Consider the following 18,145-nt stretch of genomic DNA (forward strand, 5'->3'; position numbering starts at 1 on the left):
CTTGATTTCATCAAGTGTCATGATCTTTCCCTCCCTTGCCTATTCTGCTGCCACTGAGGGGGCATCTGGTGCCTGCCCCACGATCCGGGCCAGAATGCTTCCCGTGTCGACCCTGTCCCCATGCGGCAGGAACACCCGTAGCTGAAAGGCGATGATCTCCGTGAAACACCCCATGGCCTTGAGACCTTCAATCATGCCCCGATCCGCACCGCCCAGCTCGAGACGCATCTCGCCTGTGACCCGGCGACGGGTCAGGGTGAGACCCCGGCCCAGATCGACCGGCGCCGTGGTGCCGAGGGCGGCGGCCAGCATCTCCTGCGGCGTTTGCGGGTCGGAGACGAGGAAGCGGGCGCGGAGGGCCGCTGCCCCTTCCTCGCTCAGCGTGCGCCCGATCATGGCTTTCGCCCCATCGGGCGTGACCCGGTAGATGCGCTCATTGGTGGTCGGAATATCCTTCCAGATCGGCAGCAGCAGCCCAGTCAGCAGGTAAAGCTTGGTCGTGGTGGTTTTTGGCAGCGATGCAGCCTCGGTATCCCAAAGCCCTGCAAACTCTGGCCTTCCGATGTCTTCCCAGACCGAGGACTCGAACCGCGCCTCTTCGATATAGCTCGACCCGTTTGGCCGCACCGCCTTGCGCATCAGCGTGACGATGTCCTCGTCATACATCTGCATGGGCCGCGCCGAGATCAGCGCCGCGCGACCGGAGGCGCGATTGACCATCGGCAGCTTGTCGGGGTTGCTCGACAGGGCGTCAGCCGCCGACAGCACGTGGACCGGGTCCGTCACCTCGAGCCCGATGATCCGCGTCACTGCGCCGGATTTCGGGCAGGTCCAGAGATCCTCTGTGGAGACCTGTTCGATCTTTTCGCCGTGCAGGGTTTCGACGCCGAGATCGAGCGTGCCCGCCGCGCGCGCCCGTTCCGTCTGATCGGCAATCCGGCGCATGAACTCGGCAAAGAGTGCGTTCTGCATGTGGATGGGAAGGGCAAGCACCCGGTTGAGAAACCGCTGGATCGGGGGAAGCTCCTCAAGGAGCACCCCGTCCTTGTCGATCAGCCGCAGGGCTGTCCAGTCGGTGAAGCTCTCGTAGCTCATCGCCTCAGCGCGCCCGGCGGCAAGATCGGCGAAATACCCACGCAGCGCCGCCCGTGCGATCGGGCTTTCGAGATTGTCCTCCTCGCGGAACATGCCCTGCGAGCCGGTCTCGCGCTGACCCTTGGTCAAGGCCCCCAGCTGGTCGAGGCGTTTGGCTATAGTCGACGTGAAACGCTTTTCGCCATGCACATCCGAGGTGCAGACCCGGAAGAACGGCGCGCTGACCTGAGCCGAGCGATGCGTGCGGCCCAGCCCCTGGATGGCCGCATCCGCGCGCCAGCCGGGCTCCAGCAGGTAGTGCCGCCGCCGTTTCTGGTTCTTCGCCGTTTGCGCCGCGTGATAGGACCGGCCCGTGCCACCCGCATCGGAAAAGATCAGGATATCCTTTTCGCCGTCCATGAAGGCTTGTGTCTCGGAGGAATTGCTGCTGGCGGCGCGCTTCTCGATGAAGAGGTGGCCATCGTCCGCCTTCAGAGGTCGGATCGACCTTCCGGTCACTTCGGCCACGGCCTCGTCGCCAAAGGCCCAGAGGATCTGATCCAGCGCCGAGGGGATCGGGGCCAGCGTCATCAACTCCATCATGGCCGCATCGCGCAGGGCAAGCGCCTCGCGCGAGACAACGAGCGCCCCGGTCTCATCCCGTAAAGGTTCCACCACCATATTGCCGTCGATCTCGACGAGCTTTTGAGCATGGATTGGGAAGGCCTGTTCGAGGTAGCCCAGCACGTAGTCACGCGGCGTCAAGGCACCCTCGACGAGCTCGTCGTCGGAATCCATCGTCTCAAGCCGGCGTTTCAGCAGGCTCTCGCCTGTCGAAACCACCTGGATGACGCAAGCCTTGCCCGCTGCCAGATCGTCCTTGATCGCGCGGATGATGGTCGGGGCTTTCATGCCCATCAGGAGATGGTTGAAGAAGCGCTGCTTCGTGCTCTCGAAGCGGGACTTGGCCGAGGCGCGAGCAGCCGAGGCATTGGTCTCTCCCGAAGCATCATTGACGCCGGTCGCAGTCAACGCTGTCTCGAGATTGTGGTGGATCGTGCGAAAGGCTCCCGCATAGGCGTCGTAGATCTCGATCTGGGCCGGGGTGAGCGCGTGTTCGAGCACGTCATATTCCACGCCATCGAAGCTGAGGGCGCGGGCCGTGTAGAGGCCGAGCGTCTTGAGATCACGCGCGACCACCTCCATGGCGGCGACACCGCCTGCTTCCATCGCCGAGACGAAACTCTCGCGGCTCGGGAAGGGGTATTCGGGGCCTTGCCCCCAGAGCTCCAGCCGCGCGGCATAGGCCAGGTTGTGCACGCTCGTGGCACCCGTGGCCGAGATGTAGAAGACGCGAGCGCGGGGTGCTGCCAGTTGCAGCCGCAGGCCAGCAAGGCCCTGCTGGGAGGGTTTGACCCCCCTGCCCTGCTCGGACCCTGCCGCGTTCTGCATGGCATGGGCCTCATCGAAAGCCAGCACGCCCTCAAAGTCGTCGCCCATCCAGTCGAGGATCTGGCTCAGCCGCGTGGTGCCGCATTTGCCCGCCGAGCGCAGCGTGGCGTAGGTGACGAAGAGGATGCCGTCACCCATAGGGACGGGCTGGTCCGGTTTCCATTTGGAGAGCGGCTGGATGTCGGCTGGCGAGCCGCCGAGATCGGTCCAGTCGCGGATCGCGTCCTCGATGAGCGTGGCGGATTTGGACACCCAGATCGCCTTCCTGCGCCCGGAAAGCCAGTTGACAAGGATCAGCCCCGCGCATTCGCGCCCCTTGCCGCAACCGGTGCCATCGCCGAGGAAATAGCCGAGGCGATAGGCACGTGCATCCGGGTCATCATCGGCGCGCGTCAGCTTGGTCTGGTCGTCATCGATGGTAAACCGACCGGGCTGATCACGCCCATGGGCATCATGCGCCATGATGATGGTCTCGAGCTGCGCCTCGGAGAGATCTCCCTCCTCGACCAACCGTGCGGGCAGGCGCAAGTCATCACGACCCGTATTTGAGGGCATGGGCGGGGCAACCGAGGCCATGGCGATGCTTTCAACGAGCGGCGTGGGATGTTCCTGCGTACCCGCGATCTCGATCCGCTGCGGACGGTAGCGCGCATAGATGTCCGAGATGGGCGTGTTGTCGCGCGGGACATCGAAGCTCTTGAAAGTTAGCGGGATAGCGACATTGGCCCGGGGTTTGCAGGCGGCGACAGGCGCAGCGTCGGTCTTGCGCGGGGCAGATGATGGAACGCTCGACCGAGTATGAGGGACCACTTCTGCCCGTTGGGCGGGGCGCAACTCGGGCCGGGTTGCGGCCACGGCATCGACATATGCCAAGGCTTCATCCAGATCCCGGACACTGGCGCAGATCATCTCGCCGTCCTCCTGCACCTTGTCGAAGACCATGAGCTTGGTTTCGACAGAGGTGCCGAGCTTGCGGTAGACTTGCCCCGGCATCGTCAGCGCCAAGCGCGGCGTCAGGAGACCGCAGGCGCGGGACCAATGCGCGGCATCGCGTTCGGGCGTGAACCCCGGCGGCATGATCGCCACCAGCCGGCCACCGGGCGCGAGGCGCTTGGCAGCCGCGATGAGATGTTTGGCGGCGATGTGCTTGTCCCGCGACCGATCGACCGAGGAGGCGAAGGGCGGATTCATCACCACGACGTCGGGTAGAAGCGGCGACTGCAGCAGATCGTCGATATGCTCGCCGTCATGGCCCGTCACCTCGCCGCCGAAGAGGGCCCGCAGGAGGCGCTGGCGAAAGGGGTCGATCTCGTTGAGCAAAAGCGTGGCACCAGCCCGGGCGGCGAAAGCGGCCAGTGCACCGGTGCCAGCCGAGGGCTCCAGAACGGTCTCGCCCTTGCGGATCGCCGCGGCCCGCAAGACCAGCGCCGCGAATGGCAGCGGCGTGGAAAACTGCTGCAGCCGGATCTGCTGCTCGGAGCGGCGGGTTTCCGTCAGGAGCCGCGAGGCAAGCAGCCTTGCAGCGGCGATGTCACCTGCCGCGCCGTCCCCACGCAGCAGCACCTGGATGGCTGCGGCCTGCATCAGGTCATATGCCATGCGCCAGTCCCAGGCACCGCCGGCATCGCTGCCATGAAACGTCTCGCGCATGATGCGCGCGAGCGCTGAGCTACGCAGGGGTTGGTGGTCGATCTCCGCGCCGATTTGCGCGATGGCATTTGCGAGATCAGTGTCAGAGATTGGGAAAGCCGGGTTTGCCGGTTTGGGCTTGGACATGGGGATTTTCCTTTGGATCAGGGTCTGAATTCCAAAGGACAAAAAGCCCGCTCTACACTTTGAAGGCGTAGAGCGGGCAATTTCTTAGCGGGGGGCCTGCACCCCGATCATGGCCACTGCTGCGCAGCATGAAGAACGCGCAAAATGGTCACCATCTCAGGGCCTTCAACATAAACCACGATGTAGTTTGGCCGAACAACCATCTCCCGGGTCCCATCGACACGGCCCGCACGATACATTTGAGGGCGTTCTGGAAGAAGGGACGTCTTGTGTTCAATCTCATCTTTGAGAACTTGGGCGGCATCCGGGTTGTCGTCGGAAATGTAGTCAATGATTGCCAGCAAGTCGGCGATGGCCGTGGCTTTCCATTCAAGATTTGGCAAGGCGCTTCCCGTCAATCAACGCCTGGGCGTCTTGCATCGCCTTGGCATGGGGCGTTGTGGGCCTAGGATCGTCCAGCGCTTCCTGTACCTTCGCCCGGAACCAGGCGTCATAGGCATCCGGATCAGAAGTCAATCCGGCAGGCAAGCCGCCTTCTGCGGCCACGCGGGTCAGAAGAATACGCACCGCGTCGGAGAGCGTCAGACCGACGCCCGCAAGTGCGTCCGAAGCCTGTGCTTTCAGCTGATCGTCAACACGGACATGAAGCATGGATGTTTGGGCAGGCATGGATGTTCCTCCAGTTGATGGGAGTGATGTATCTCATTTGAGATACGAATTCAAGTCGGCAGTATGCGCGCGCGTGGTCCCGTGGTGTTGTCTCAGCGGGAAACTCAGCCACCCTGCCCCGCCAGGAACTCCGCCAGCACAGGACTGGCCGCGACTTTCGCGGAGCTGAGCAGCTCCGAGCCCGCAAGCGAAGCTCTCGAAAGGCGCACGAGCCCACCGGTTTCCTCGATGCGGTAGCAGCGGCGTTTTTGCCGCCCCCGCCTGTAGTGCGTCGCAGTGACGATCTGGCAGGTGCTGCCATCGGTGAGCGTCACAGGGGTGGCGAGCCTGATCTTGTCGCCTTCCTGGTAGTCTGGGATCGCAGCCCAATCCCGGCAGCGCTGACGCCAGTCCTGGGCGTAGCTGTCCGGGTTTTTCAGGTCGGAGAGGAGCTCGATCAGCCCAAGCGGAGCACGAGACACGTTCGGGCCAGCACTTTCCTCCATGTCCTTGTAGCCCCAGCAGCCGTCATCGTATCGGGTGAGGAAGACAGCCCCGAAAGTGATGGAGCCATCCGCATCGGTGACATAGGTCGCGTCTTCGACAGCGGTGCCGTCGAGATTGGTGACCCTTGCCGCCGCATACCAGGTTGAGCCGACCTTGCAGGCCTTGACCAGTTCGGTTTTGCGCGTTTCGCCCTCAAAAGTGCAGAGCCGGGTGATCTCCTCTCTCTCATCCACGTAGGTTTTAACGCGGCCGTCGGTGTAGAAAAGCCATCCCATTATGCCGCCCTCCGGTCATCGATCTCCATCAGCGCATCCAGCGGCACGCGGTAGGGCTGCATTGCGTCGAAATCCTCGCAATTGCCGCAGTTCTGCACGATCGCGAAGGTGTCGCAGGCATCCTTGAGGACGACCCGGAAGGTGCCGCCGAGGCCCGAGGGCACTTCGTAGGTTCCGCCGATGAGATAGTCCGAGGCCCGGCGCACAAAGACGCGGATACTGTGACCATCGGTGGCGAGCCGGATCGCCCCCTGCCCCCGGTCGATGAGCACCTGCACATCGTCGAGGATGTCGGTGTAGAACTGGCCGGTCAGATCGCGAAACGCCATGCGGCGCTGCGCCATCCAGTCGGTGTCCCGAAACGGGTTCATGCCTTCGGCGAAGGCGAAGGACGGATCGGCCTGTTCGGTGGTGACGATGCGGGTGGTCGTGCCATCGATGCCGTTTGAGCGCAGATGCACACCATTGCCGACGATGAGGATCAGGGCGGGCCTGTCCACGGGTCCGTTCCAGTTGGGCAGGAAGGTTTTGCAGGCGCGCGCATGGGCGATTTGCGCCGCGACAGCGGACGCAGAGAACTTGAGAATAGCCATGGGGATGTCTTTCTGTTCGGTTTGGAAGGGTCGACCCGCGCGGGTGGCATGATCCACGCGCGGGTCGCGTGAGGACTCAGGCCGCTTGCGCGACCTCGCCGTCAGGTTCCGGGGTTTCCGTGATCGGCGCCGTCTCATCACAGGCGCCACCGGCGGTCTGCATCATGGGCGGGCACCAGGCGGCCACGGCAGCGCGCTGCGCGTCCGTGAGTGTGGCGAAGGGTTCGGCGAAGAGCTTGTCGCAGAAGGCGACGATTTCCTTCTTGCTCGACGAGGCCAGCGTCACTGCCTCCTGGGCGAGACCCAGATCCTCGCCCAGAATCTTCAGGAGCCAGGCCTTGTTGAAGCGATTGAACAGCGCCGCATTCGGCGTCCAGTGGGCGCGGATGTCAGGCATGATCTCGATCTCGAACGCATGCATCAGGCTGTCGCGCTGGCGGTCCCGCGCGAAGCAGGACTGCGTCGTGCTGGCCGTCGCATAGGCGACGAGCTTGGCCTTCTCGCCCGGCTTCAGCGCGCGAAACGCCGCGAACTGATCGGCGGGAGACCGGGTGTCATCAAGCCACGAGAGATCAAGCGCATCATGCGCCGCCGCCACCTGCTCGAGCGAGGTCTCGTCGATCTCGTCCATCTTGGCGTGGCTGCGGTATCCCTTGCGGGCATCGATCTTGATCGCCTGCGTGACACTCATTCCACTGGCCAGAACATCACTGACCAGCTTGAAGAGCGTGAGATCGAGCGTGGCCTCAGGATGAAGCGCCATCGCGGCGCCGAGGGCCATGGCCCGCTCGGTCTTGAGGTCCTCTGCCAGCGAGGCTGGATAAGTGATTTCTCCGGCGTCCGGGGCCTCCTCTCCCGTCGGGTTAGCCGAGGAGCCGCGTGCGCCCTCCTCTTTGACGGTGTCCTCGGGGCGGACGAGGCCAACATGGAGCGTGACCTGCCCACCCTGCCACGACGCGATCACCCCGGACCGCGCGAGGTCTTCGGCGCTGTAGGCCTCCTGCAGATCGCGCGCTTCCTCTTCCAAGGCGTCCACGCGCTCGTAAAGGGCATTGTAGGCACCGTCCTCGAGCCCCTCGTCCTCCATCTCGAGCTGCAGTTTCTCGAGCTCGGCGGTGATCTCATCGATGCGCTTCTGGGCGGTCTCGTCGGGCTCGATCGGGCCGGGATAGACGCGGCCGTAGTCGGCCATGGCCGCGTAATCGTAGCGGACCATCGCATCGGCCCAGGCAAAGCCCAGCCTCATACGGGCGTCCTCGGCAGCGGCACCGAGCTTCTCGAGCAGGATGGTCTCGACCAGAGCCGCATCCTCAAGCACGGAATGCTCATCCAACAGATCGGCTGCGACGGCGCCGCCGCGGGCCTCGTAGTCTTCGCGCACGAAAGCCCCGATATCGTCGCTGACCTGCACCCCGCGGGATTTGAGGGCCTGACGGACAGTATAGGCCTGAAGATAGCCGCCGTCTTTCGTGAGCGCCTCGAAGACCTCGCGCTGCGCCTCCTGGCTTGGATGCTCAGCAAAGGCCTTCATCGTGTCGAGCGTGATCGTCTTGGCCCTAGCCGCGGCGCGGATGTCGGGGTGGATCAGACCGTAGCGCAACCGGCCTTTCACGGCGGCGACCGTGGTGCCAAAGGTTTTTGCGATCGTCTCGGGCGTCTGGCCGTCGACCTCCATCATCCGCGCAAAGGCCTCGAATTCGTCGATGGCGTTCATCGGGGCTTGCGTGATGTTCTCGGCGAGCGACAAGACCGTGGTGACATCGCAATCCTCGGGCACGAGGCGGCAGTCGACCTTGGTTTTCGCGGTGAACCCCTTGGCTGCCTTGTCGGCGACCAGCTCCTTCAGCGCGGCATGGCGTCGGCCACCGGCGAGGACGGCATATTTGCCGTCAAGCTTCTGGACCAAGAGCGGCTGAAGCAGGCCCAGCACAGCGATGCTGGCTTTCAGATGCGCGATGTTTTCGAGGTCATAAGTTTGAGGTGAGTTGCTGCGCACATTCGCGGGATGCGGGACCAGATCACCGATGGCGACGGTGAGAGGGGCAAAGCTTGTGGTCATGGGATATCCTTCCAGGTGGGTGAGATGCGGCCCGCGCGCTTGCGCGTGACCAATCCCCGGCTTCAGGGATCACCACGACAAAAGGCCCACTCTCCCTTTGAGGGTCAGTGGGCCTTCATTGCCTAGGGTTACAGGAGGGGGTGTCCCCTGCCCTTCTGTAATGGGGCATTGAGTCAAGCCGCTTAAAAGCAAACGAATACAACACGAACCATAGCGCTCTATGATTAGCAGGAAGAATTCAGTACAAAATCGGTATAAGAAAACCAACGATCACTAGCCCTCAGGACTGAATCGTTTTGACCAAAAATCAGCTGCAGCTTGGTTTCGTGGCTTGCCAAAATTGGTTCCGTCGCAGGGATAATGCTTCTGTCCGTAGTCGGCACAAAGGCCGCCACACTATACTGGTTCAATTGCAATTCCCGCGTGCCCATCTACCAGACGTACTCGAAACATAGTTTCGGTACTGGGCAGGGGTCGGCATCATCGGGAACAGCGTCCCTGCGAGGGACCTCGGCAAGCCGGACTGTCAAGCGCGGCTAACTCCTATCTTTAGGCTTCAAAACCAATTGGATATTTACGCTGATGCGACACCAGGGGGCATGTTCGGTTTGCGAGTGAAACGGAACTCAGTACTGTCCCGCCACATCCTGTGAAGAACTACACCAATGCGACGCGCCAACCCGACCGTCGCACGCTTTTTGCCCCGACGCTGCGCCACGCGAAGTGCCCACGCAGTCAGCCAATTGGGTCGTCCACGATTTAACATGATCGTTGCGGCCTGAACGAGTGCTGTGCGAAGGCTGGTATCCCCTGCCCGAGTGATTTGTCCAATAATGTCGCGCTCGCCCGACTGCGCACGCCGCGGCGTCAAACCAACCCACGGTCCCACGTCCTTGGATGAACGAAACCGCTTTGGATCGTCGATGGCTGCTTTGACCGTGAGCGCTACTACCGCTCCGACGCCTGGCATAGTCATCATTAATTGGCAGATAGAATCGGCCTTAGCACGGTCGCGGGTCAGCTTATCGAGTGCCGCCAGCTCGCTTCGCAACACCGCGCGCACCCTGAGTATCGGGTCTGCGGCCGCCTTCAACATGGGATTGTCCTCGACCAATTCGCCAACACGAAATTCAAAGTTCCCTCTGGAAACCTTGCCAATCTTCAGACCAAAATTACGCAGGATCCCGCGTATAGACAGCTCGAGATTGACGCAGGCCTGTTGGATCGATTTGCGCGCCGTCAATACTGCTCGCATTTCCTGCGCGGATACAGACTTACAATGAACCGGTCGAAACCACCCCATCTGGAGAAGCCTCGCAATACCGGCTGCATCACGGCGATCGGTCTTGATCGGCATGGCTTTCAGGGCACCTTTGACTTGGCGCGTCTCCATCAGCACGGTCTCAAAACCCGCCTCTGTCAGATGTCTATGTAGCCATTGCGAAAGTGGGCCAGCTTCCAAGCCTACAGCAGCCACTTTGCCCGAAAGGCCGCGCATGAACTCGACCAGCGCCTCAGGCTCGCTCGTGACCGTCGCCTCTTTCACTTCTTGCCCGTGTGAATTCAGAACGCAGACCGCCGTACTTGCTAGCGAGACGTCCAAACCAATAAATAACTCCATTTCATTGTCCCTTCAAACTGTTCTCAGATTTGGGCGCGCTTCGTAGTAATACCTCGTAAGCAAAATCCGTGTGCCCAGGGCAAAGACACCTCACCTCTGCGGTCACAACAAGCGAAACGTTGGAGATCGGGGCCCGCCCCATTACGGTATCTACCAGTCGCGCGCCAGCATGATGGTCAGCACGCGCATGGTGGAGGCAGGATTGTCCGGGGTCTCAGCCCCGTAGCGGAAGTCCGAATCTGCCTCATAGAGATCTATTTTCCAGAACGCGGTCTCGCCCCGGATCTCGACCGCGCCAAAATCGTGCCAGCCTTCCGGGTCATTCTCAGGCTCGAATGTGGCAAACTCACCGGTGGCCTTCACCACCTCGGCCATGAAGCCATCACCGGCCTCCATGAGCGCGCGGGTGACATGCATCCGGCCCTGGATGGGCTGCGCGGGCGGCACTCCGAGGCATGCGAGCTTGCGAAACGCGTCGTTCTGCGCCGCGATCACACTCGGATCCGGCCGGTCTGGCTGGGGTTGAACGATCATGGACATGGGGATCTCCTTTGAGAAGTTGAAACACCCTTCCCAAAGCCCGCTTTTCCTTTTCCGCTTGGCGGATGAATTGAGGTCTAAGGCGCTTTGCCCGAAAAGCCCTCTGGCTCTGTGGTTCGGGTTGGGGATGGTTTCGATCCAGCCACCCTGTTCCTTGATGCTCTCGAGCGCTGCCGAGAGCGGATAAGCGCCCTCGGCAGCGCTCCACCAATAGGCACCGCGCTTGAAGGTGATGATCTTGCGGCGGCCGTCTTCGAAGCAGGCCACCCGCAGCGTCTTGGGTTCCTTACGTGACATGGGTGTCTCCGTTCTCCGTGCGGTCAGGCGGCCTCGGCACTGCGACCTGCCCTGCCCACCTCCGATCTGGCGATCAGATAATCACAGGCGCGCTGCGCATCTGCGGCGTGCCGGAAGATCGCGCCCTTGTCCGACCGAAGGACCCGCAACCAGTTGTGCAGGTAGGCGGCATTCATCTCGAGCGTATGCGCCGTGAAGCCGAGCGTCTGACCCAGGAACACCGAGGTCAATTCCGCGACGATCTCCTCGCGCGCATAGGACGTGTTGCCAAACTTCGAGAACCCGAAATCACGGTTCAGTCGATGGGGGGCCTTCGTGGCATGGGCCAGCTCATGGGCCCAGACCCCGTAGAAATTGCGCGGGTCCTGGAACCGCGTGATGGATGGCATGTAAACCTTGTCCACGGGCGGCAAATAGTACGCCTCCGTGCCCGTGAAGACGGTCATGATGTCGATGGCATCGAAAAACGCCTGCATGTGCAGGATCGGCTCGGAGGGCGGATGCTCGGGCGCTGGCTCCGGGTCGGGGAAGAAGCTCTCGGGCAGACCCTCGATCTGGCAGGCATTGAACACGCGGTAGGATTTCTGGAAGCGGAATAAACGGGCTTCCTCGGAGCGATCATCCCCGTCGCTGCGGTCATGCTCATCGCCGCCCGCGTCTTTCCGGCTTTGACCGTAATAAACGACGACAGAGGACTTTTCGCCCTTGCGGACCTTGGCATCCAACGCATTGGCCTGCGGCAGCGTCATCCAGAAAGGTGAGCTGTGGCCCGCCATCACGGTCCGCATTGTCAGCAGGAAGTTGTTCACTCCCTGGTAGGGTTCTCCGCCCACGCGCAGGGGACGAGAGCTGCCACCTGCGGTCCAGGGCTTGCGCCACGGCAGGACGCCGCGCTCGATGATGCGGATGATTTCGTTCGTGATGACCTCGGAGGCATCAAATTTGGGCGTGCGGGATCGGGCCATGTCTGGCCTCCTTTCGTGTGTGGGTGAGAAGTTTGGGGATCAGATTGACCGACGGGGTCGCGGATCATTGAGAATCCTCGCACCGAGCTTTTCGACCATGTCGATGTAGGTGCTCAGCGAGACAGACTTGCCGGCACCCGAATGGCCAGGGTCGACCGATCCGTCACGCGTCACGCGCGGCAGGTTCGCGAAGGCGATGACATCCGTGTCGTGTCGGATATCGATGAACGGGGTTCCTCGTGCGACCGCAAGTGCGGCCAAGGGAAAGCGCTCGATCGGCGCAAAGGTCGACACGGTAGTCCAGCCGAGATGGAGGAACGTCCCACCCTCCCCGCAGATCACGTGCGCGTTTGGCAGAGTCGCAGCCTGCCTGAGATAGCCGAGATCGCGGAGAACGGCTTTCCGCTCGAGCCGCCGGGCCAGCTCCGTCTCGCCGGTTCGGCGCAGTTCTCTAAGCCGCCACCAGGAGGCAGCGGTTGCGCGCAACACGCGCAAGACACCTGTTTGCATGGGAATGCCCTTCATCAGAAACGGCAGACTGGAACCCGGCCCGGACCCATCCGAGGGACCCCAAGGGCCCTCATCCGTCAGTCACAAAACCCGAAGGACACTTTCACTTTCTGCGGGCAGTAAGCAGAAACAGACCGGAAACCCCGACATATCCGCCAATAACTGCGATCCTATCCAGCAAGTCCGGATCGCCCCCCCGGATCGGCAAGTAATATCGGTGAATGTAGCCAATACATTCGTTTGTTTCTTATTATTATCAATGGCTTATATGATATCATGGATTTTGCGAGGCTTGCGTCCTCAGGCACATCAAGAACTTCGCATAGGCCGGCCAGTTCGAACCAAGCAAAATCACGACACCGCTGCGCACGTGTCCGCGGATCGCTATGACAGTTGGGCGTTGTCAGGACGCACTGCAACGGGCGGCGCGTATGAGCTCAGACAAGACACAGCGCCGTTCGCGCGAATTGATCGAGGTATTCAACAAGCTTAAGCCCTGGTTCAGATTGGAACCGCGTACCGTGGTTCGGTCGGTTTATGTAGGGCACCTTATGAGTCTAACCTGACTGCATCACAGAAATGAACTTGCTCCCAATATCCGGATTGGCGGTGAAGGCTATGAGTTGATCCAGCGTCACCTCATCCTCAGCATCAAGACCTAGTAGGGCAGGGACTGCAGAGGTTTATTTAATGCGATGCTCGACCTGCTGTGGTGAACCGAAGGCGCAGCCGCGGTATTCCGCGCGCTCAAGCCCTGCAGTGGACCCCAGTTTACGATATCTCCAGACCATCCTTCCAGCGATGTTCCGACTTTGATGCGCCAGACGTTGGGCTGGCTCTGCACACGCTTGTCAAAGGGGTTGTCCCACGATTGGAACAGGGTGGCTTTCTGAGCCGCCTTGATCATCAGATGTTCTCCACGACAGCCGCCGACACCCATTTTCCCAATCTGTCTCACCGGTGTCCAAAAAACCTCCAGTCCTTGATCTGCTAAAAAGTACTTGGCGGTCAGACCAGACTTAACAGCTGTTAAGTCACATCAGAGCGGCCCACTTTCACCGGACACTTAACAGCTGTTAAGCCGCGCTCCGTCGGCCGATCAGCGCCATGACCATCGGCCCGCAGGAGAACTCGCCCGCCGCTGCCTTCGATGTCAGCGCGCGGAGATATCCACCCGGCGATCTGATGTCGGCAAAGCGTTCCAGCATGGCAACGACAACGATCGACGCCTGCTCGGGCCCCATGAACCGCTGCGCTTCTTCCCAGGCGGACGCACTGATGCCCATTGCTGGCCGCACATGGCAGGCAGCGTCGAAAAGTTGGTGCCAGTGCCGAACATCCCCTTGGTAGAAAGTTTTGAGCGAAGGACAGGCCGCAATCACCAGATGAAGTGGGATCCTGGGCACCCGCTGTGTGTCCGGCCCTTCAACGTCAGCCAAAGGCTCATCGTTATCCTTCTCTGGAACATCGGCCGCCGCCCCGCCTTTTTCTAAGGCAGGTTCAAGATCTATAGATTCTTTATTTGAATTATGATGGTGACGCTCGAAACGGGCATCACTGGTGTTCATTTCTTCTGTTTCAGGGCCATCAATAGCGTCGCGTGCCTGGTCAAGAAGAGCTTCTAGGTTCGCGCGACGGGCTGCGAGATCCTCGAGTGGAAGCTTGCGGCGAAGGGCCCGGGCCGTGAGGACGGCCGTATCGCGAAGCTGATCCCAGAGCCCAAGCCCAGGCTGAACTTCTTCACCAAACTCCGCCAAGGCTGCGAGATCGCGCCGCATGAGGCTCACAACCTCTCTCAGACGCCTGACACGCTCCTCAGCCTCACGCACGGCCTCTGCGGCTCGCGCGACCTCTTCTGCCCGGCAGTAAAGCGGGGAGAGATCGAAGCCGAAGGCCACGCGTTCTTCGCCATGCTTGCGGACGTAACGTTTGCCGTTGGGGCTGTCGCGCCGCACAAGCAAGCCAGCTTCTACCAAACGCGCGAGGTGGCGCCGCATCGTCGAGCAGGGCATACCGTTCAGCCGCTCGCAAATGGCCTTGTTGGACGGGAAGACGACCATTTCAGCGTTCCCGCCAAGCTTGTCGTCTGGAAAGAAGCTGAGAAGCCCCTGAAGAACGGTCAGATCGCGCTCGGAAATCCCAAAGGCGGCCTGGGCCTTGGACAGCTCGCGGAGGAGCTCCCACTTGTTGACGGGCTTGCCCGGAACAGACGCCTCGGGCCGCTCGACCACACGCAGATGAGCGTGCGAGATCGACCGCATAAACGGTGAAATCGGTGTGTACTCCATGATGTCATTCACGAAGGCAAAATTTTACTGGGCCCGCGAATCGCTTTGCGCTTGCGGGATAGGGGCCAGAACGCTACATTCAGAGGTGCGAAAACTGAAGTTTTGTAGCGGGCTGGTCCCGTGCGAAACCTAAGAAAGGTCTCGTGAAGTTAGCTTCTCGGGGCCTTTTTCTTTTTTGCCTGTATCGTGCCTCCTTTTTGTTTGTTGCTCTTCCTCAGTCTTCCGAACGCTTCCAGCGCTCGTGAAGCTCGGTAAGCAGCTGTGGGGCATTGCCTTCCAACCAGCTGACAAAATCGCTGTCCTCGGCCTTCAGCTCGAGTTTGAGTTGTTTGCCACGACGTCCAGTCGTAACTGTCGCCGCCCCAACGCCCGGAATGACCGTGGCGGGTCGCCCACGCGGGCGAGGTGCGGATTCGGAGTTATCGGGCTTTCCGGCTGCGGAAAGGGCCGCCAAAAATGCCTGATCGGACTTCTCATCAATGCCGCCAGGGAATGCGCTCTTTGCCTCACTGGCCAAGGCAGCGAGCAGTTCGCGATCAGCCTCTGAAGTTCCGATCAGCTTCTTCAGCTCTTCCCATCGTGGCCGCCCGATACCTGGCGCGGCACCGATGGCCAGTACCAGTTCTTCTCCAACGGTACGGACCACGCTCAACAACTGAGACACCCCGGCCTCGGTCAGATTGAGAACCTCGGCGACACCTTTGTTGGTCCGTTCAGAAGGGCTCAGATGATCACCTTCGAGCAAGGCGGAGGCCACGAGCGCACGTTCAATGAAGCTTAGATCACGCCGCTCCTGGTTCTCCAAAAGCTGATCGCGAAGGGCCTGATCACCCTCCATCTCGGTGACGATGGCGCGGACCTTGATGCCAAGTTCTCTGCAAGCTTCCAGCCGACGACGGCCATAGATCAGGCTGTATCGGTCATCTTCAAGCGGACGGACAAGAATCGGAACTCGCTGGCCATTTTTAGAGATCGACGCCTTGAGACCCTCGATCTCAATTTGCAGACGGTCGTCTAGCCGTCCAGCTGTCTCGATATGGCCAGGATCAATTTCAAACACACCACCGCGTAGCCGGCGCCCCTCAAGAGCGTCGGGAGCATTGCGAAGTGTCTGCAGGGGCAGACCCAATTTAGGCTTTCTTGCCATTGCGTCCCCACGTGTTCTGGATGATCGCAGCGATCTCGTCGTTTACGGCGTTCATGGACTCGATCGCGCGATCAAAAGTCTGGCGCGTGAAGTCCTTCTTGTCAGCCTCGTAGAGCGTCTGCTTCGTCAGCCCTGCATCAGAGATAGCCGTCGACTCGACCATGTGGTTGGTCAGGACTGACCTGCCGAACAGACCCCGGATGAAGGCAATCACCTCGGTCTGTGGGGCGTCGCCCACCTTGTATCGGGTTGGCAAAAAACGCAGCCAGTCGAAGCGGAGGTTTGCGCCGGCATCTCGGATGACGCCAAGCAGATCGGCGGTCATGCGCAGGAACTGCGACATGGACATCAGATCGAGCATCTGCGGGTGAACGGTTACAAGCACCCCAGAGGATGCGGAGAGGGCGGACATGGTAAGGAAGCCAAGTTGCGGCGGGCAGTCGATGACAACGACATCATAGTCCGCTTCGACACTGTCGAGCGCGTCACGTACACGGGCGAAGAAGGCGCGGGCGCCACCGCGCTGGATGGCGGCGGGTGTTTCGTGCTCGAATTCCATGAGTTCGAGGTTGCCCGGAATAAGATCAAGACCGCGGATGTAGGTCTTGCGGATCACATCTGAGATCGGGACCGGTTCATCGTAGCGAACCGCGTCATACAGTGTGCCACCCTCCATCAGGTCCAGCTCGGGCTGGATACCATGCAGCGCAGAGAGAGATGCCTGCGGATCCAGATCGATCGCAAGGACACGATATCCCTTGAGAGCCAAGCGCTGTGCAAGGTGAGCCGATGTTGTCGTTTTTCCGCTTCCGCCCTTGAAGTTCACAACAGAGACGATTTGAAGCTCGTCACCGGCACGGCGACCCGGAACGTAGGTTCCAGGCTTCTTCGCGTTTTTCTCAAGGGCATGGCGAATCTCCCAGATATCATCGAGGGTATATCGCCTGTGGCTGCCAGCGGTGGTTTCGACGTCAGCGATCTTTCCTTCTCGATGAAGCTTGCGAAGGTAGGTATGATCAACGCCAAGCAACTCTGCGGCTTCACCGCTGGTCAAGGTGCGCATGACCTTTTTGGCGTCTGGGGGAAAGTGGGCGGCACGTTGCGCATGAAGGTTCGACGCGAGAAGCTCTGCGTACTGCCCGATGGCAATGTCTAGGTCCTGCTCAGCTTCGCTCATGTATGCCTCGATCCGTGGGCGCGTTTTTTATGTGATTGCGCGGTATTTTTCGAGACTATTGCCCGAGCGATGAGATTCGCGCAAGCTCTTTCTAGATTTAGTGTAGCTGATCGCAGCAGGCACAAGAGCCGAGGCCGCTGAATTCAATCCAGCAGACCCAACCTTTCAGCCCGTTCCAGCAGCATCTTCACCGAAGACGGCTGCCAGCTTGTCCTCCCACGGGGCGTGCGTTCGCGCATCGCCTCCAGGCGGCTGCAGATCGCCTGAAGCGTGATGTCGGGATCCGCGCCCTTGATGGCCGCGACGATTGCGGGCAGGCGGTCGTCCGTTTCGCGGCGCCCGGCGCGGGTTAGCACCTCGGCAGGCAGGAAGCCGTCCCGGACATAGACGTTGACGGCGCGCAGCAGGCGGCTTTGCGTCCAGTGTCGGTCGTGGGGCAGGGGGCCGTTAACGACGCGCAGCACGTCCTCCCAAGCCATATCGGGGCGCAAGCGGCGCACGTGGGGCACCCAGTCCTGCGCCGTCTGGTTCAACCGCTCCATGTAGCCGTCCTGTCGGGCCAGCCGGACCTTGCGAAGAGCGGCTGGGTCTTTGGCCCGGAGCCCAGGGTTTCCGCCCACGCGGCCTTTTGTTCGGGCACTGGCGAGGCCGGCCTTCGTGCGTTCCCGGATCAGGGCGCGCTCGAACTCGGCCGCAGCGCCCAGAACCTGCAGCGTGAACTTGCCTTGCGGGGATCCGGTGTCGATCGGGTCCTGAATAGAACGGAAGAACGCACCCTTGGCCTCGAGCCGCTCGATCACCTCCAGCAGATGCGACAACGACCGCGCCAGGCGGTCGATCCGCACGACAACGAGCGTGTCGCCCTTGCCGATGCGTTCCAACACCCGCGCAAGCACCGGCCGCGCACGATTGCCGCCCGAGGCTTGCTCCTCAAATATCTCGACGCAACCTGCAGTCTTCAGAGCCTCTGACTGGGGCAGGGGGGTCTGATCCTCGGTTGATACGCGGGCATAACCTATCGGCGGCATCAAAACAGGCCGTTTGCAGTTTCATATACCGCCAATAAACGACCGTTTGTAAACGAATGCAAGTAGGTGCTCTCTCGTCGCACTCGTCTAAAAACCCTTGGTTTCCTTGCGCTGTGGGCGATCTGAGAGGTTCCACCTGCAGTCGCGTGCGCATACTATATAAAGAGTAAAGGCAGCCGCCACAAAAT

At 61.1% G+C, this 18,145-nt stretch carries 14 protein-coding genes and 1 pseudogene; all 15 read right to left on the minus strand.

Features of this window, described 5'->3' with window-relative positions; genetic code table 11:
• Positions 1 to 39 precede the first annotated feature (39 nt).
• Positions 40 to 4,302: a strawberry notch-like NTP hydrolase domain-containing protein gene (locus K5Q35_RS18025; protein WP_220800820.1), complete on the minus strand. Its 4,263-nt coding sequence runs from the start codon at positions 4,300 to 4,302 to the stop codon at positions 40 to 42.
• Positions 4,303 to 4,409: 107 nt separating this feature from the next.
• Complete coding sequence (locus K5Q35_RS18030; RefSeq protein ID WP_040884151.1) at positions 4,410 to 4,685, minus strand: type II toxin-antitoxin system mRNA interferase toxin, RelE/StbE family; 276 nt, start codon at positions 4,683 to 4,685, stop codon at positions 4,410 to 4,412.
• Positions 4,672 to 4,971: a type II toxin-antitoxin system RelB/DinJ family antitoxin gene (locus K5Q35_RS18035; protein ID WP_008327444.1), complete on the minus strand. Its 300-nt coding sequence runs from the start codon at positions 4,969 to 4,971 to the stop codon at positions 4,672 to 4,674. The genes K5Q35_RS18030 and K5Q35_RS18035 overlap by 14 nt, the downstream gene beginning before the upstream one ends.
• Positions 4,972 to 5,075: 104 nt before the next feature.
• Positions 5,076 to 5,732, minus strand: a complete 657-nt coding sequence (locus K5Q35_RS18040) for a DUF6927 domain-containing protein (RefSeq protein WP_220800821.1) — start codon at positions 5,730 to 5,732, stop codon at positions 5,076 to 5,078.
• Positions 5,732 to 6,325: a regulator gene (locus K5Q35_RS18045; RefSeq protein ID WP_220800902.1), complete on the minus strand. Its 594-nt coding sequence runs from the start codon at positions 6,323 to 6,325 to the stop codon at positions 5,732 to 5,734. Before K5Q35_RS18045 ends, K5Q35_RS18040 begins: the two co-directional genes overlap by 1 nt.
• A gap of 76 nt (positions 6,326 to 6,401) precedes the next feature.
• Positions 6,402 to 8,384: a ParB/RepB/Spo0J family partition protein gene (locus tag K5Q35_RS18050; RefSeq protein WP_220800822.1), complete on the minus strand. Its 1,983-nt coding sequence runs from the start codon at positions 8,382 to 8,384 to the stop codon at positions 6,402 to 6,404.
• 574 nt (positions 8,385 to 8,958) lie between these two features.
• Positions 8,959 to 10,005 carry an IS110 family transposase gene (locus K5Q35_RS18055; protein WP_220800823.1) on the minus strand — a complete coding sequence of 349 codons (1,047 nt, stop codon included), beginning with the start codon at positions 10,003 to 10,005 and terminating at the stop codon, positions 8,959 to 8,961.
• 150 nt (positions 10,006 to 10,155) lie between these two features.
• On the minus strand, positions 10,156 to 10,545 hold the full coding sequence (locus K5Q35_RS22855; RefSeq protein WP_220800903.1) for a DUF3768 domain-containing protein: 390 nt from the start codon (positions 10,543 to 10,545) through the stop codon (positions 10,156 to 10,158).
• Between the two features lie 90 nt (positions 10,546 to 10,635).
• Positions 10,636 to 10,842, minus strand: a pseudogene (locus K5Q35_RS22860) (DUF6330 family protein); the annotation flags it as partial.
• A gap of 23 nt (positions 10,843 to 10,865) precedes the next feature.
• Positions 10,866 to 11,807, minus strand: coding sequence for an ArdC family protein (locus K5Q35_RS18070; RefSeq protein ID WP_220800824.1), 942 nt, complete (start codon positions 11,805 to 11,807; stop codon positions 10,866 to 10,868).
• A 39-nt stretch (positions 11,808 to 11,846) separates the two neighbouring features.
• Complete coding sequence (locus K5Q35_RS18075; RefSeq protein ID WP_220800825.1) at positions 11,847 to 12,332, minus strand: hypothetical protein; 486 nt, start codon at positions 12,330 to 12,332, stop codon at positions 11,847 to 11,849.
• A gap of 1,061 nt (positions 12,333 to 13,393) precedes the next feature.
• Positions 13,394 to 14,605 carry a plasmid replication protein RepC gene (gene repC, locus K5Q35_RS18080; protein ID WP_220800826.1) on the minus strand — a complete coding sequence of 404 codons (1,212 nt, stop codon included), beginning with the start codon at positions 14,603 to 14,605 and terminating at the stop codon, positions 13,394 to 13,396.
• A gap of 214 nt (positions 14,606 to 14,819) precedes the next feature.
• Complete coding sequence (repB, locus tag K5Q35_RS18085; protein WP_188479601.1) at positions 14,820 to 15,752, minus strand: plasmid partitioning protein RepB; 933 nt, start codon at positions 15,750 to 15,752, stop codon at positions 14,820 to 14,822.
• Positions 15,736 to 16,929 (minus strand): plasmid partitioning protein RepA, encoded by a 1,194-nt coding sequence (repA, locus tag K5Q35_RS18090; RefSeq protein WP_132998387.1) that lies wholly within the window; start codon positions 16,927 to 16,929, stop codon positions 15,736 to 15,738. Before repA ends, repB begins: the two co-directional genes overlap by 17 nt.
• Positions 16,930 to 17,072: 143 nt before the next feature.
• On the minus strand, positions 17,073 to 17,957 hold the full coding sequence (locus K5Q35_RS18095) for a recombinase family protein (RefSeq protein WP_220800827.1): 885 nt from the start codon (positions 17,955 to 17,957) through the stop codon (positions 17,073 to 17,075).
• Positions 17,958 to 18,145 lie beyond the last annotated feature (188 nt).

The organism is Roseobacter sp. OBYS 0001 (assembly GCF_019654895.1).
Lineage (GTDB): Bacteria > Pseudomonadota > Alphaproteobacteria > Rhodobacterales > Rhodobacteraceae > Roseobacter > Roseobacter litoralis.